Annotated in this window: 13 protein-coding genes and 1 pseudogene; 8 read left to right on the forward strand and 6 right to left on the reverse strand. The window is 62.3% G+C overall.

All coding sequences use genetic code 11. From position 1 onward, the window contains the following. From B0D71_RS30980 to nahK, 6 genes are all read left to right on the forward strand, one after another. A partial coding sequence (locus B0D71_RS30980) for an ArsR/SmtB family transcription factor (RefSeq protein WP_103398059.1) occupies nucleotides 1-270 on the forward strand: 270 nt, incomplete at its 5' end. Between the two features lie 166 nt (nucleotides 271-436). Further along, the gene (locus B0D71_RS30985) at nucleotides 437-1,681 is read left to right on the forward strand and encodes an NAD(P)/FAD-dependent oxidoreductase (RefSeq protein WP_103398060.1); all 1,245 of its coding nucleotides are present in this window, start codon (nucleotides 437-439) and stop codon (nucleotides 1,679-1,681) included. A 9-nt stretch (nucleotides 1,682-1,690) separates the two neighbouring features. Further along, nucleotides 1,691-2,497: a sulfite exporter TauE/SafE family protein gene (locus B0D71_RS30990; RefSeq protein ID WP_103398061.1), complete on the forward strand. Its 807-nt coding sequence runs from the start codon at nucleotides 1,691-1,693 to the stop codon at nucleotides 2,495-2,497. 250 nt (nucleotides 2,498-2,747) lie between these two features. Then, nucleotides 2,748-3,932, forward strand: a complete 1,185-nt coding sequence (locus B0D71_RS30995; protein ID WP_103398062.1) for a porin — start codon at nucleotides 2,748-2,750, stop codon at nucleotides 3,930-3,932. 153 nt (nucleotides 3,933-4,085) lie between these two features. Beyond that, nucleotides 4,086-5,249: a nitric oxide-sensing protein NosP gene (nosP, locus tag B0D71_RS31000; RefSeq protein WP_103398063.1), complete on the forward strand. Its 1,164-nt coding sequence runs from the start codon at nucleotides 4,086-4,088 to the stop codon at nucleotides 5,247-5,249. Next, entirely contained in the window at nucleotides 5,179-7,821 is a 2,643-nt protein-coding gene (gene nahK / locus B0D71_RS31005) for a hybrid sensor histidine kinase/response regulator NahK/ErcS' (RefSeq protein ID WP_103398064.1), read from the forward strand. The genes nosP and nahK overlap by 71 nt, the downstream gene beginning before the upstream one ends. A 101-nt stretch (nucleotides 7,822-7,922) precedes the next feature. Here nahK and B0D71_RS31010 read toward each other — a convergent pair. The 6 genes and pseudogenes from B0D71_RS31010 to B0D71_RS31035 form a co-directional block, all read right to left on the reverse strand. Then, a pseudogene (locus B0D71_RS31010) lies at nucleotides 7,923-8,608 on the reverse strand (response regulator). 56 nt (nucleotides 8,609-8,664) lie between these two features. Beyond that, nucleotides 8,665-9,222, reverse strand: coding sequence for a PQQ-dependent catabolism-associated CXXCW motif protein (locus B0D71_RS31015; protein WP_103398065.1), 558 nt, complete (start codon nucleotides 9,220-9,222; stop codon nucleotides 8,665-8,667). Nucleotides 9,223-9,347: 125 nt separating this feature from the next. After that, a complete protein-coding gene (locus tag B0D71_RS31020; protein WP_103398066.1) occupies nucleotides 9,348-10,139 on the reverse strand; it encodes an ABC transporter permease in 792 nt (263 codons plus the stop codon). Next, the gene (locus B0D71_RS31025) at nucleotides 10,136-10,867 is read right to left on the reverse strand and encodes an ABC transporter ATP-binding protein (protein ID WP_103398067.1); all 732 of its coding nucleotides are present in this window, start codon (nucleotides 10,865-10,867) and stop codon (nucleotides 10,136-10,138) included. Before B0D71_RS31025 ends, B0D71_RS31020 begins: the two co-directional genes overlap by 4 nt. Further along, nucleotides 10,864-11,823 (reverse strand): YVTN family beta-propeller repeat protein, encoded by a 960-nt coding sequence (locus tag B0D71_RS31030; RefSeq protein ID WP_103398068.1) that lies wholly within the window; start codon nucleotides 11,821-11,823, stop codon nucleotides 10,864-10,866. The genes B0D71_RS31025 and B0D71_RS31030 overlap by 4 nt, the downstream gene beginning before the upstream one ends. A gap of 30 nt (nucleotides 11,824-11,853) precedes the next feature. After that, nucleotides 11,854-13,038 (reverse strand): ABC transporter substrate-binding protein, encoded by a 1,185-nt coding sequence (locus B0D71_RS31035; RefSeq protein WP_103398069.1) that lies wholly within the window; start codon nucleotides 13,036-13,038, stop codon nucleotides 11,854-11,856. A 156-nt stretch (nucleotides 13,039-13,194) separates the two neighbouring features. On the opposite strand from B0D71_RS31035, the gene B0D71_RS32140 reads away from it, so the two are divergent. Together B0D71_RS32140 and B0D71_RS31040 are read left to right on the forward strand one after the other, a co-directional pair. Beyond that, the gene (locus B0D71_RS32140; protein ID WP_276310372.1) at nucleotides 13,195-13,317 is read left to right on the forward strand and encodes a hypothetical protein; all 123 of its coding nucleotides are present in this window, start codon (nucleotides 13,195-13,197) and stop codon (nucleotides 13,315-13,317) included. A gap of 2 nt (nucleotides 13,318-13,319) precedes the next feature. Beyond that, the coding region (locus B0D71_RS31040) for a sensor histidine kinase (protein WP_103398070.1) at nucleotides 13,320-14,447 on the forward strand (1,128 nt) is incomplete at its 3' end.

The raw sequence follows: 14,447 nt of genomic DNA on the forward strand, positions 1-14,447 counted from the left end.
AAGGCCCTGGCCAATGAGGATCGCCTGTTGATCCTGTGCCAACTCACCCAGGGCGAGCGCAACGTAGGCGAGCTGGAGAAAATGACCGGCGTGCGCCAACCGACGCTGTCCCAGCAGTTGGGCATCCTGCGCGATGAGGGATTGGTCGCGACCCGTCGTGAAGGCAAGTACATTTTTTACGGTCTCGCCAGTCACGAAGTTATCCAGGTGATGAAAACCCTGTCCGGGCTGTATTGCGGGGCCGTGCTTAAAAGCTGGGTTCAACCTTAAATGCCATTCAAAACATCAAACCTGTGGGAGCGAGCCTGCTCGCGATGACGGCGGTACATTCAGCATAAATGTTGGCGGACCCGCCGCTATCGCGAGCAGGCTCGCACACATGGGTTTATGTGTCTGGACTAGCATCAATCCTTGCGTGCAGCAAAAGGAACAAGCAATGAACGATCAACACTGGGGCCCATCCATCAGTGCAGATATCGTGGTCATCGGTGGCGGCACGGCGGGCATCGGCTTTGTCGCCAGCCTGCTCAAGCGTAGCCCGCACCTGAACATCACCGTGATCGAACCCAACGCCCGGCACTTCTATCAACCGGCCTGGACGCTGGTCGGCGGCGGTGCCTACAACGTGCAAAGCACCGTGCGGCCGATGGCGTCGGTGATGCCGCGTGGGGCGAATTGGCTGCAGGCTGCCGTAACGGGCATCGATCCCGACAAGCGCCAACTCACCCTCGCAGACGCGCGCACGGTCAGCTATCAAAACCTGGTCGTCTGCCCCGGCCTGCGCCTGGCCTGGGAGAAAATCGAAGGCCTGGAGGAAACCCTCGGCCAGCACGGCGTGACCTCCAATTACAGCTTTGAGCACGCGACCTACACCTGGGATCAGGTGCAGGCATTGCGCGGCGGCAAGGTGCTGTTCACCCAGCCGGCCATGCCGATCAAATGTGCCGGTGCGCCACAAAAGGCGCTTTACCTGTCCTGCGATCACTGGAACAAGAGCGGTGTGCTGGACAACATTGATGTCGAATTCAATCTTGCGGGGGTGGCACTGTTCGGTGTGCCGACCTTTGTCCCGCCGCTGATGAAGTACATCGAGAAGTACAAGGCCCGGTTGGCGTTCAACTCGAATCTGGTCAAGGTCGATGGCCCGGCGAAGACCGCGTGGTTCGACGTCAAGGATGCCGATGGCAATGTCACCCGCCAGGCAAAGACCTTTGACCTGCTGCATGTCGTGCCGCCTCAGGTGGCCCCGGATTTCATCGCCCGCAGTCCGCTGGCCGACGCCGCCGGCTGGTGCGAGGTCGATCCACACAGCCTGCAGCATCCGCGTTATCCGGAGGTCTTCGCACTGGGTGATATCTGCGGCACCAGCAATGCAAAAACCGCCGCAGCGGTGCGCAAGCAGATCGTGGTGGTGGCCGAAAACCTGTTGGCTTTGCGCAAGCGACAGCCACTGCTGCTGAAGTACGACGGCTACGGCTCCTGCCCGCTGACGGTGGAGAAGGGCAAGGTGATCCTCGCTGAGTTCGGTTATGCCGGCAAGTTGCTGCCGACCTTTCCCCTTGACCCGACGACAGCGCGCCGCTCGGCGTGGTGGCTGAAGGCGACACTGCTACCGTGGTTCTACTGGAACGGTATGCTCAAGGGCCGTGAGTGGCTGACACGTGTGTCCAGGGTCGACTGAGAACTCCCTATGTTGCTGGCAAGTCTGTTTGGCGTAGTGATGGGGTTGGTGCTCGGCTTGACCGGTGCCGGTGGCGGTATCCTTGCGGTGCCGGCCCTGGTGTTGGGACTGGGCTGGAGCATGACCCAGGCCGCTCCGGTGGCATTGTTTGCAGTGGGCAGTGCGGCAGCGGTCGGCGCCATCGATGGCTTGCGCCATGGCCTGGTGCGTTATCGCGCGGCGTTGTTGATTGCGGCGTTGGGTGCGGTGTTCTCGCCGGTGGGCATCTACTTCGCCCATCAGCTGCCGGAAAAAATCCTGATGATCCTGTTCAGCCTGTTGATGGTCATGGTGGCCTGGCGGATGTTGCGCCGTGAACGCAAGGACGAAGGTCCGAGTGATCACGGTCACGCCAACTGGGGCCAGAAGAACTGCATGCTCGATCAACAGACCGGACGTTTTTCCTGGACCGCCAAATGCACCGCGACCCTCGCCGCGCTCGGGGCAGTGACCGGTGTGGTCTCAGGATTACTGGGGGTGGGCGGCGGCTTTCTGATCGTCCCGGCGTTCAAACAACTGACCGATGTGCAGATGCGCGGGATCATCGCCACCTCGCTGATGGTGATCAGCTTGATTTCCGCCATCGGCGTGATCGGCGCGTTCCATGCCGGAGTGCGCATCGATAATTTGGGCATTGCCTTCATCGTCTCCAGCATCGTCGGCATGATCGTCGGTCGCAAACTTTGCGCCCGGGTGCCGGCGCGGGCGTTGCAGGTCGGGTTCGCCAGCATCTGCGTCGTGGTCGCCGCCTACATGCTGATAAAAGCCAGCGTTTGACCTGTAGGAGCCCGGCTTGCCGGCGAAGGGGGCTTCAAGTGCGCCTTTGCCGGCAAGCCGACTCCTACGAAAAGCGGTTCTTTACAACTTTAGTGGCTTGCCCTGCCAACAAACGGTCGTACGCCTTAGTTCTCGCGCACAGTCGTCCATTCCAAAGCACCTGAAAACCAGCCCCAAGGCAGCGTATGGCGCCGCCGGTCAGGTTTCGATAATCGCCTCCGACACTCAGTCCCCCGTTTCGGAGCGCGCCATGCACAACAATAAGAACGTCACGCATCGTTTTCTGCCTGCCTTTATCGCCAGCCTGTCTGCCCTTGGCATGAGCCAGGCGGCCGAGGCGGATATCATGCTGTACGACAAGGACCAGACCACGTTCTCCACCGACGGCTACATCAACGCCTTCTACGTGAACAGCGATGTCGACCGCGCCGGCGAGCAGTACGACCGTCGGCAGTCACGGGTCAAGATGGGTTTTTTGCCCAATTACCTGGGGTTCAACATGGGCAAGCAGGTAGACGATCTCAAGCTCGGCGCCCGTGCCTCGTTCTGGGTCACCATCAACGACAGCGAAACCAACGGCACCGACACCGCCATCGACGTGCGACAGTTCTTCGGCACCGTGGCCAACCCGGAGTGGGGCGAAGTGCTGATCGGCAAGGATTTCGGGCTGTTCGCCCGTTCCAACATCCTGCTCGACGAAATGCTCGCCGGTTACGGTCAGGTCAGCGATACGTTGGGGCTGGTGGATGGTGGCGGGGTGTCGTTCGGCAACATTGGCACCGGTTACCCGTACCCGTTCCCGACCTCGCAGATCACCTATCGCACCCCGGTGATGGACGGTCTGCGCGTGGCGGTCGGCATCATGGACCCGGTGGACACTAACGACAGCAGCCCGACGGGCAAGGCCTATCAGGAAAACCCGCGTACCGAGAGCGAAGTCACCTATCAATTCGACCTGGCGGGGGCAAAGATCTACAGCTGGGTCAACGGCAGCTACCAGACCTCGGACAACACCGATTCCACGGTCGAGACCGTCACCTCCAAGGGTGTCGGTTATGGCGTGCAGGCGAAGATGGGCGGCTTGTCCCTCACCGGGTCCGGTTTCCAGGCCAAGGGCATCAACCCGTTTTTCACCAACAATGCCGGCGAGCCGACCCTGCGCAACGTCGACAGCGACGGCTACCTGATGCAGGGCTCGTACAAACTGGGCAAGAACCGCCTGGCCTTGTCCTACGGCAAGACCAATGACGATGGCAACGGCGTGGTCGGCAGCGGCGCGGACTACGAGACTCGCGGCATCGCGTTGTTCCATGACGTGAACGACAACCTCAAGCTGGTGGCCGAGTACAACCAGTTTGAAATCAACGGACACGACACCGACGCACAGAACGAAGACACCGACACCTTTGCCGTGGGGGCGGTGCTGACCTGGTAACCCCGGGAGGTGGCCCTGGCCGTGCGCATCGCGGCGGGGGTCGCCCCCGTCTCATCCCATCGAAGCGTCTACCCGCTACCCAAGTAGCATTCGTCGCACCTCTCAGACTTCATACACTCGTGCCTCATATACACGCACCTGCGGGAGGCGATGATGCAGCCGGTCCAGAACGAAGGAATCGTCAGTGCGATGTCCCAGGCCACCGATGCCCGGCAAGTCGCGCAGGAACTGGCGCGACAGTTGTTGCACCCGCACCTGGGGTTCGTGCTGTTCTTCTGTTCCGCCGAGTACGACTTGCAGGTGCTGGGCCAGGCCTTGCAGCAAAGCTTCGGTGGCATTCGCCTGGCGGGCTGCACCAGCGCCGGGGAAATCACTCCGCTGGGCTACGGACGCAATTGCGTGACAGCGGTGGGTTTCGATCACCGGCACTTTTCCATTGCGATCGAGCTGATCGACCAGATGGAGCACTTCAGCCTGATCGACGCCCAGCAAATGGTCGAGCGCCTGGTCAGCGGCTGTCGCAGCAACACCCTGGCCCCGATCAAGGGCAACAGCTTTGCCCTGACCCTGCTCGACGGCTTGTCCAGCCGCGAAGAAATGGTCCTGGCGGCCTTGAGCGCGGCATTGGGCGATATTCCGCATTTCGGCGGCTCGGCCGGCGACGATAACTACCTGACCCATACCCATGTGTACTTCGATGGCGAGTTCCACAGCGGCGCAGCCGTGGTGGTGCTGGTCAATACCTGGCTGGATTTCGAAGTGTTCACCACCCACCACGTGCTGCCCCGTACCGAGAAGCTGGTGGTCACCGGGGCCGACAGTACCTTGCGCCGGGTCTTCGAACTCAATGCCGAGCCGGCCGCCGCCGAGTACGCCCGCCATATCGGCGTGCCGGTGGCGCAGCTCGATCACCGGGTCTTCGCCGCGCATCCGTTGGCGGTGCGGATCAACCAGCAGTACTACGTGCGGGCCATCCAGCAGGTGCATCCGGACCTGAGCCTGAGTTTCTACTGCGCCGTGGAAAACGGCATCGTCCTGACCGCCATGACCCCGGGGCCGATGCTGCCGAACCTGCAGAGCCTGTTCGAGGGGTTGCAGGAGCGCCTGGGCGATTTGCTGCTGACCATCGGTTGCGACTGTTTCCTGCGGCGTCTGGAACTCGAAGACGACGGCAGTCTTGATCAGATCGGCACGTTTTTGCGTGAGCAACGGGTGATGGGTTTCAACACCTATGGAGAACAGTTCAATGGCATGCACATCAACCAGACCTTCACCGGCGTTGCCATTGCCCGTGGCCGTGCCCCAGGACATCGCTGAGCTTCAGGCCGAACTGGCCAGGCTGCGCCTGGAAAACCATAAGCTGCAGCGCATCAATGGCGCGCTGATCGAACGGGTCGAATCCGGGGTGACCCGTGGCAACGATCCGTACGCGGCATTCCAGCATTCGGTGGTGCTGGCCGAGCAAGTGCGCGAACGCACCGATGCCCTGAACCAGGCCATGGCCGAACTCAAGGCCGGTAATCATTTGCTCAGCGAAGCCCGCTTGCGCGCGGAAACGGCGCATCAACACCTGATCGATGCCATCGAAAGCATTTCCGACGCCTTCGTGCTGTTCGACGCCGAGCAGCGCATCGTGCTGTTCAACAGTCGCTTCAAGGCGTTCTGGAGTAACAGCCGGGTGCGGATCAACGCCGGCATGCGCCTGACTGAGGTCAAGCGGTTGATGATGAACAACGGCCTGTTCACCGAAGAGCCACGCGGGCATGCCGACGAAAACCTGCTTTACCGCCTGCAGAACGGGCGCTGGTTGCAAGTCAGCGAGCGGCCGACCCAGGAAGGGGGGCGGGTGATTCTGTTCACCGACATTACCGACGTCAAACTCAGCGAAACCGTGCGCCGTGAGCAGGCAGTGGCGCAGAAGTCGCATCTGTTGCAACGGGCGGTCGACAATCTGTCCCAAGGGGTGGCGATGGTCAGCGCCGAGGGCATTCTGGAGTTGTGGAACCGGCGTTTCCTGGAATTGAGCGGCCTGGCACCGGTGGCGGCCCATCGCCCGTTTGCCGAGGTGATCGCCGACAGCGAGTTGAACCTGCTGACCCCGGCCAGTCGCGATGGCAACGGACGACCGATACGCGAATGCGAACAGCGCCTGTACGATGGCCGGGTCCTGGAAATCCGCACCCATCCGTTGCCCACAGGCGGTTTCGTCAACACCTTCACCGACATTACCGAACGCTACCAGCACGCCGAGGCCTTGAGTGAAAGCGAACACTGGATTCGCCTGATCACCGATCACGTACCGGCATTGATTGCCTACCTCAATGCCGATCTGGTCTACGAGTTCACCAACAAGGTCTACGAAGAGTGGTACTGCTGGCCCCGCGGCGTGATGCTCGGCCAGAGTCTGCGCGAAGTGCACAGCGAACAGCACTACCAGCGGCTGGAGTCCTACGTGGCCAGGGCGCTTGCCGGCGAAAGCGTGACGTTCGAGTTCGCCGAAACCAACGTCAACAACCAGGAGCGCTACATGCTGCGTTCCTATGTGCCCAACCGCCTGGCCAGTGGCGAGGTGGTGGGGATTTTTGTGCTGATCCGCGATATCACCGAACGTCGCCGCACCGCCGAGGCGCTGCATCAGGCTTATCAGAACCTGGAGCTGCGGGTGCGCGAGCGCACGGCGGAATTGACCACCCTCAACGACCAACTGCTGCGCGAGATCGATGAGCGTCGCCAGGTCGAGTCACGCTTGCGCGAGGCCAAGCAGGAAGCTGAGCAGGCCAACTTATCGAAGACCAAGTTTCTCGCCGCCGTCAGTCACGACCTGTTGCAACCGTTGAATGCCGCGCGCCTGTTTACCAGTGCCTTGTTGGAGCGACGCGAGCCGATGTCCAGCGAGATTCTGGTGCGCAACGTGAGCAATTCCCTGGAAGACGTGGAGAACCTGCTCGGCACGCTGGTGGACATTTCCAAGCTCGACGCGGGGGTGATCAAGGCCGACATTGCGCCGTTCGCCCTCAGTGAACTGCTGGACAACCTGGCCGCCGAATACACCCAGGTGGCGCGCAGTGAAGGCCTGCAACTGCACTTCATCGGCTGTTCGGCACTGGTGCGCAGCGACATCCAGTTGCTGGCGCGGATTCTGCGCAATCTGCTGAGCAATGCGATTCGCTACACCTACAGTGGTCGCGTGGTGCTCGGGTGCCGGCGGCATCATCAGTGCCTGACGATCGAAGTCTGGGACAGCGGCATGGGCATTGCCGAGCATCGCCTGGAGGAGATTTTCCAGGAGTTCAAGCGCGGAGATGTGCAGCGACCCGATCAGGATCGCGGTCTGGGCCTGGGCCTGGCGATTGTCGAGAAAATTGCCGGCATCCTCGGGCATCCCATTCATGTGCGCTCGTGGCCGGGCCGGGGCTCGATGTTCTCGGTCGAAGTGCCGTTGAGCGCCACCGCGCCGAAACCGCCGCCGACGTTGCAGATGAGCGAGCCGATGCTTGAGCGCCTGCGGGGTGCGCGGATATGGGTGCTGGACAACGACGCGACCATCTGTGCCGGCATGCGCACCTTGCTGGAAGGATGGGGGTGTCGGGTGGTGACGGCGCTGTCGGAGGAAGACCTGGCGCGGCAAGTGGACAACTATCACGCCGAGGCCGACCTGCTGATCGCCGACTACCACCTGGACAACGATCAGAACGGTGTCGACGCGGTGGCAAGAATCAATGCCCGGCGCGCATCACCGGTCCCGGCGATGATGATCACGGCCAACTACAGCAATGAGCTCAAGCAGCAGATCCGCGAACTGGGCCACACCCTGATGCACAAACCGGTGCGGCCGATGAAGCTGAAGACGGCGATGAGTCATTTGTTGGGCCAGGGCGCCCCCCTGTAGGAGCGAGCATGCTCGCGATGGTGGTCAACGATGACGCTGGGTGCCTGACACCCCGCGGCGTTCTCACGTCCATCGCGAGCATGCTCGCTCCTACAGTTCTCTCAACGCCGCAGATAAGACCCGAAATCAATATCCCCGGCACTCAGGATCGCCTGCACCCGGTTGTGAACGTTGAGCTTGCGCAGGATCGCCGATACGTGGGCCTTGACCGTGGTCTCGGCGATTTCCAGGGTGTAGGCAATCTGCTTGTTCGACTCGCCCTTGGTCATGCGCTCCAGTACCTGCAGTTGCTTGCGGGTCAGGGCCTGGAGCAGTTCGGGCGGGAAGCTCGGGGTATCGTTCATCCGCCGGTGGGTGCTGCCATCCGCCGGTGGGTGCTGCTTTTGGCGGTGCGGATGATGTCCGGGGGCAGGTAGACATTGCCATTGAGAATCTGCTGGATGGCATCGGTCATCTGGATGCGGGGTGAGGACTTGGTGATAAACCCCACCGCACCGTAGGTGATGGCTTGCAGCACGATCTGTTTGTCCTGCTCGGCGGAGACAATGACCACCGGAATGGTCGGCGCTTCGTTGCGCAAGTTGATCAGGCCATTGAGCCCGTGCATGCCGGGCATGTTCAGGTCGAGCAGGATCAGGTCCAGGTCATCGTGTTCCTGGGTCAGGGCCAGGGCGCTGTCCAGGTCGGCGGTTTCCATCACTTCGCTGCCGGCAAAACCGTCGCTGATGACGTTGTGAATGGCTTCGCGAAACAGCGGGTGATCGTCGGCAATCAGGATTTTGTACATGGCCTTTCACCTCATTATTTTGATTATGGTGTGGCAACAACACGCACGCGTAAAGCTCAGGGAAAGGGTTCGGGCCGGGCAGGTGAAACCGGCAGATTGGCCGCTTGCCAGGCGTCCAGGCCATCGCGATACCAATACAGAGTCTTATAGCCCATGGTGGCTGCGCGCTTGACCGCATTCCAGCTCAACCAGCAGTCGGAGCGGCAATAGAAGACCAGCGGTTGCGTCGGGTCGCCGCCCGTCAGTGATTTCAGGTTCCGGGAAAAATAATCCTGCCAGGCGGGCGTCAGGTCGCCGTCACCGGTATTGGCCAGCCAATGGCTGCCCGGCAGGTTTTCATGGGGCTGGTCTTCGATGAATTGCCCTTGTAGCCACTGACGGCGGTAGACGTCGATCAGCACCGGGCGCGGGCTTTGGTTGAGCAGGGCTTGCAGGGCGGGGGTGTCGATGAGGGTTGCGCCTTGCAGTTGGTCGGGCGTCGGGCTGCGGTACAGGCCAATGCGATAGCCATCGGCGGAGAACAGCGTTGTGTCAGCCTGCGCAGTACTCAGCAGCAGGCCAAGCGACAGGGCGGCGAGAGCAGGGCGCAACAGGCAACGTCGGGCACGCGGCATGGGTTAGGTCCTTATAGTTATGGACCTATTACATGCCAGTCGGGGGGCGTTGGGAATGCGACGATAGACAGGTAGAACCAGTACTAAAGTAGGAGCCGGCAAGCCGGCTCCTACAGTGAGGGTTGTCAGCTGGATTTGCGCAGGGCCGCATGCTGCGGGTTGAAGCTCAGTACGGCGAGCAACGCAAACAGCAGCGTCAGCCCCATGCACACCGCCAGCGCCAGCGGATTGAAGCGTTCATACAGGGCAAAACGCACCAGCTCTACCGCATGGGTAAACGGATTCACCGCGCACAGCCAATACAACCACTCGCTGGCCTCGCGCATCTTCCACAGCGGATACAGCGCCGAAGACAGGAAAAACAGCGGGAAGATCACGAAATTCATCACCCCGGCAAAGTTCTCCAGCTGGCGGATCGCGTTCGACAGCAGCAGGCCCAGCGCGCTGAGCATCAACGCCACCAGCAGCAGGGCCGGCAATGCCAGCAACAGCCCCATGGCCGGTGGCTGCACGCCGTAGACCCAGGCAATCGCCAGGAACGCATACACCTGCAACAGCGAAATCAGTGAGGTGGCCAGCAGTTTGCTGCACAGCAGAAAGGTTCGGGGCAGGGGGCTGGTCAGCAGCACGCGCATGCTGCCCATCTCGCGGTCGTAGACCATCGACAGTGAACCCTGCATGCCGTTGAACAGCAGGATCATGCAGGCCAGGCCCGGGATGATGTAGACCTCATAGGGAATGTAGGTGTCGTAGGGCTCGATGATCGCGATCCCCAGCGCTGCGCGGAAACCGGCAGCGAACACCAGCAGCCACAGCAAGGGCCGTACCAGGGCGCTGAGAAACCGCGTGCGTTGCAGCACAAAGCGCAGCCATTCGCGCAGCACGATGCCGCTAAAGCATTGCCAGTAAGCGGTCATTGCATGGCTCCTGTGGTTGTCAGGCGGGTGAAGGCCGAGCCGAGGTCACCGCCGTGTTCCAGGCTCAGGGCATCGGCCTGTCCGCTGGCCACCAGCCGGCCTTGATGCAGGATCAGCAAGTCATCGCTGGCCTGCACTTCGTCGAGCAGGTGGGTGGTCCAGAGCACGCTCATGCGCTCCTCGCGACACAGGCTGCGGATGTGCTGGTTGAGCGCCAGGCGACTCGCCGGGTCGAGGCCGACGCTGGCTTCATCGAGCAGCAGCAGGCGCGGCTCATGCAACAGGGCGCGGGCAATTTCCACCCGGCGACGATGACCGCCATTGAGTTCGCGTACTCGCTCGCGGCGGCGTTCGGTCAGGGCCTGGCGGGCCAGTTCGGCGTCAACCCGAAGGTCGGTCTGACGCCGCGACAAGCCATGCAATGCGGCGTGATAACGCAGGTTCTGCTCGACGCTGAGGTCCAGGTCCAGGGTGCTTTGCTGGAACACCACGCCCAATTGCCTGAGTGCCGGGCGTGCCGCGCTGCGCAATGAACAGCCACCGACGCGGATCTCGCCGTGCTGCAGATCATAGAGACGGGTCAGTAGGGCAATCAGGGTCGACTTGCCCGCGCCGTTGGGTCCCAGCAGCGCGGCGAAGCGCCCGGGTTCCAGGCTGAAATTCACCTTGCGCAAGGCCTCTCGGGAGCCGTAGGCGAAGCTCAGGTCGCTGACTTCAAGGGTGTTCATGGCGTCACCACCACGCCCCAGGGATAGCGCCCGACCTTCACCGATTTGCTCACCTTGAGGCTGTCGACATCGATCACCGAGACATCGCCGCTGACGCCGTTGGTGGCCAGCAATTGCTTCTGATCCGGGGTGAACGCCATCTGCCAGACCCGTCGACCCACGAGCAGGTAATCGAGAACCTCGAAGGTCTTGGCATCGATCACCGCCACATGATTGGCCGGGCCCAGTGCGACAAAACCGTATTTGCCATCGGCGCTGAGCTTGATGCCGACCGGCTGCACCTTGTCCGGATGCACGCCCTTGATCTGGAAGTTCAGGGTCTTGAGCACCGTGCGGCTGGCCACATCGAGAATGGTCACGGTGCCGCCGATTTCCGCCGAGGCCCAGAGCTGGGTGCCATCGGGGGAGAACTCGACGAAGCGCGGGCGCTGGTCCACCAGGGTGCTGTCGGCCAGGGTCTGGGTGCTGGTGTCGATCCAGTGCAGCATATTGGTGGTTTCGCTGGTGTTGACCGCCCACTTGCCGTCGGGGCTGACGGCCATGCCTTCGGGCTCGACACCGACGTTGATCTGGCCGAGCACCTTGGAGGTCTCGGTGTCGATCACCGTGACCAGCGCATCGTCTTCGTTGGAGACGTACAACCAGCGATTATTGGGGTGCAGGGCGAATTGTTCAGGGTCTTTGCCCGAGGGCAACTCCTTGATGATCTTGCGCGTGGCCACGTCCATCACCTGGACCCGGTCCGAGTCACTGGCGCAGATGTACAACAGCTTGTTGTCATGGGACAGCAGCAGGCCGCGGGGGCGCTGGCCGACGGGCAGGGTGTCGGTGACTTGCAGGGTCTGCAGGTCGATCAGGCTCAGGCTGTTGTCCTTTTCGTTGGAGACCCAGGCTGTGCTGGCGACGGCATGGCCTGCGGCGAGCAGCAGGGCGCATGAAAGCAGAGTGCGGCGCATGGCAGATTCCTTGTTGTTGTGATTATCGGATCAGGGAAAGCGGCAAGTGACCTCGGGTTTGTCGTAGCCCAGGCTGTCCATCTCGTTGAAGGGGTGCAGAAAGCCGTCCTGGGGGGATGTGCTGACCAGCGCCCGGGGCTGGACGATGGGGATCGGCTGGCGCAACTGCCCGTTCCACGGCCGATAACTGAGCTTGCGGCCCTTGAAACCGTCGAGCGGCAACTGGTCGCTGATCTCAAGCGTACGGATCGCCATCGGTTCGGCCTGGCGCAGTTTGCTGACGGCGCTGGCGATACTGCGCACGGCGATCCATGCCGCGAAATCGCGGTCGTTCATCCACCGTCTGGCGAGGGCTTCGAAGCGTTTTTGCAGTTGTGCGGCGCCGTAGGTTTCCACGGTTTTGTGCCAGCCCACAGCGGTCAGGCCCTGGGTGCCGGCGACCGGGCGCGGGTACCAGGTCTGGTAGGGCACGTATTCACCGAAGTCGCCGCGCTCATCGGCCACCAGCACCACGTCGTACTCGGCGGTCTGGGTGAACAGCGGCATATCCGCCTGGGCGCTGCGGCGTTGGTCGTTATCGAAGCTCCAGGGTTTTTCCGCCACCCATTGCAAGCCAAAGCGCCTGGCCGCGCGGCGCAGTGCGGCGGCATAGGCTTGATCCTCCGGGGTCGGGCCGACAATCAGCAGCGCCCGCTGCCATTTGCGCAACACCAGAAACTGCGCCAGCGCATCGGCGAGCATCGCCCGGCTCGGCAGGGTGTGCAGCACGTTCGGCAGGCAATCGGTGGTGCGCAGACTGTCATCGGGGCTGCCGGCGTTGAACAGCAGGCTGTCGGGCAGTGCCGCACTCAATTGGCGCAGGCTGGTCGCGGGGGCATTCACCACAAACAGGCGCAGGCCTTGTTCGTGTTGCGTCATTGCCGCTTCGAGCAAGGCCTCGGGGCTGTCGACGCTGGCGCTGACCAGGCTGTAGCCGTGGTTGAGAAAACGTCCGGTGCTGTTGCTGTCGGTGATCGCCAGTTCGGCGCCGCGCAGTCCGGCATCGGTGGGCTCGGGGATGACGTTCGACAGCAACGGGCCGGGGTCGGGGCGATAGCCCAGGTAGCCGATCCGCACCTGCAAGGGCGCATCGGCGGCCTGGCTCTGGGTGGCCAGCCCGGCGGCGCAGGCAATCGCCAGCAGGTAGATCAGGGCGTAGGGGGCAAGCTGGCGCATAAGGCTCTCCATGACGTAAGCGCCAGCATAGGAAGCCTTTGGTGCGGTGAAAATATGCAGAAAGTACCAACGGGCCAGTACCAAGGTAGTAGCTCAACCCGGTTGGACCGGTTTTAGCATGGACAACAACGGCCATGACTCTGGAGGGGATGACCTATGCGTATCGTCAAAGCGCTGCTCCTGCCATTTCTGTTGATCCTGACGCTGATCGGCGTCGACCGGCTCCACGGCCCGCGTCCCGTGCCGTTGCACGTCATGCCCGCGACACCGGGGCGCTAGGCATGTCTGCACTGTGGCGTATCAACCTGTGGGTCTGCGGCTTTTTCGCCCTGGTCACCCTGGCATGCACTGTATTGTTGATGCATCAGGCGCTGGAGGATGTGGCGCGTGAACTGCAATCGGCCGAAGCGGTGGTGGAGTACCTGAGCGAAACGACCGCGCGTGACTCTGCAAGCCTGCAACCGCGCCTGACCCAAAGCCTGCGCCACGTCCGCGTGCACTGGTTGGCCGAGGGTGAACAGGCGCCGCTACCGGTGCGGGAAGGGCTGGACGCCTGGCTCGGCCGCTTGCTGTTCGCCGATATCCGCCATGGCACAAGGGTGCTGGACCTGGCGGATGGTCGACGGGTGCAGATCGCCGTGGACCCGCGCGATGAAATCGACGAAGTCTGGGATTCCCTGCAACAACTGCTGAGCCTGTGCGCGATGGCACTCATGGTCAGCCTGTTGACCATCCGTTGGGCCGTGCGGCGGGGCATGGGCTTGCTCGATGAGCTGCTGCGGGCGTTGCAGCAGGTGTGCGCCGGCCAGCTCAAGGTGCGCCTGCCCACGCAAGGATTGCCGGAGGCGCGGCAACTGGCGGTGCATTTCAATCGCATGACCGCCGCGCTGGAACACGCCAGCGCCGACAATGCGCGGCTGACCCAGGCCTTGCTGGCCGTGCAGGAACAGGAACGCACGCAGTTGGCCCAGACCCTGCACGACGATCTCGGCCAATACCTGGCCGGCATTCGCGCCCAAGCGTGTCTGTTGCGCCTGGTTGCCGATCAACCGGAGACCGTAGAGCGCACGGTGCGCGAACTGGAGCACAACTGCGAACATCTGCAACGTGGCTTCCGGGCACTGGTGCATAACCTCTATCCGGTGGTCCTGCAACACCTGCCGCTGGCCGAAGCCTTCGCCTTGCTGGTGGAACAATGGCAGGGCCGGCAAGGCATTGGTTGTGAGCTGCGGATCAGTGCGCAGTTGCCGGCGCTATCGGCACCGGACAAGACCCATCTGTACCGCTTTCTGCAGGAGGCCCTGACCAACATCGCCCGGCATGCCGACGCCAGTCAGGTGCGGGTTCGCCTGCAACACCACGGCGCGCACTTGCGTCTGCTGGTGCGCGATAACGGTCGCGGAGCCGAG

This window comes from Pseudomonas laurylsulfativorans, from assembly GCF_002906155.1.
GTDB lineage: Bacteria > Pseudomonadota > Gammaproteobacteria > Pseudomonadales > Pseudomonadaceae > Aquipseudomonas > Aquipseudomonas laurylsulfativorans.

Coding starts and splice junctions, on each gene's coding strand:
- nahK (WP_103398064.1), top strand. CDS start 5,179: ATGGCATGCACATCAACCAGACCTTCACCGGCGTTGCCATTGCCCGTG.
- B0D71_RS31030 (WP_103398068.1), bottom strand. CDS start 11,823: ATGCGCCGCACTCTGCTTTCATGCGCCCTGCTGCTCGCCGCAGGCCAT.
- nosP (WP_103398063.1), top strand. CDS start 4,086: ATGCAGCCGGTCCAGAACGAAGGAATCGTCAGTGCGATGTCCCAGGCC.
- B0D71_RS30990 (WP_103398061.1), top strand. CDS start 1,691: ATGTTGCTGGCAAGTCTGTTTGGCGTAGTGATGGGGTTGGTGCTCGGC.
- B0D71_RS32140 (WP_276310372.1), top strand. CDS start 13,195: ATGCGTATCGTCAAAGCGCTGCTCCTGCCATTTCTGTTGATCCTGACG.
- B0D71_RS31025 (WP_103398067.1), bottom strand. CDS start 10,867: ATGAACACCCTTGAAGTCAGCGACCTGAGCTTCGCCTACGGCTCCCGA.
- B0D71_RS31020 (WP_103398066.1), bottom strand. CDS start 10,139: ATGACCGCTTACTGGCAATGCTTTAGCGGCATCGTGCTGCGCGAATGG.
- B0D71_RS30985 (WP_103398060.1), top strand. CDS start 437: ATGAACGATCAACACTGGGGCCCATCCATCAGTGCAGATATCGTGGTC.
- B0D71_RS31015 (WP_103398065.1), bottom strand. CDS start 9,222: ATGCCGCGTGCCCGACGTTGCCTGTTGCGCCCTGCTCTCGCCGCCCTG.
- B0D71_RS30995 (WP_103398062.1), top strand. CDS start 2,748: ATGCACAACAATAAGAACGTCACGCATCGTTTTCTGCCTGCCTTTATC.
- B0D71_RS31035 (WP_103398069.1), bottom strand. CDS start 13,038: ATGCGCCAGCTTGCCCCCTACGCCCTGATCTACCTGCTGGCGATTGCC.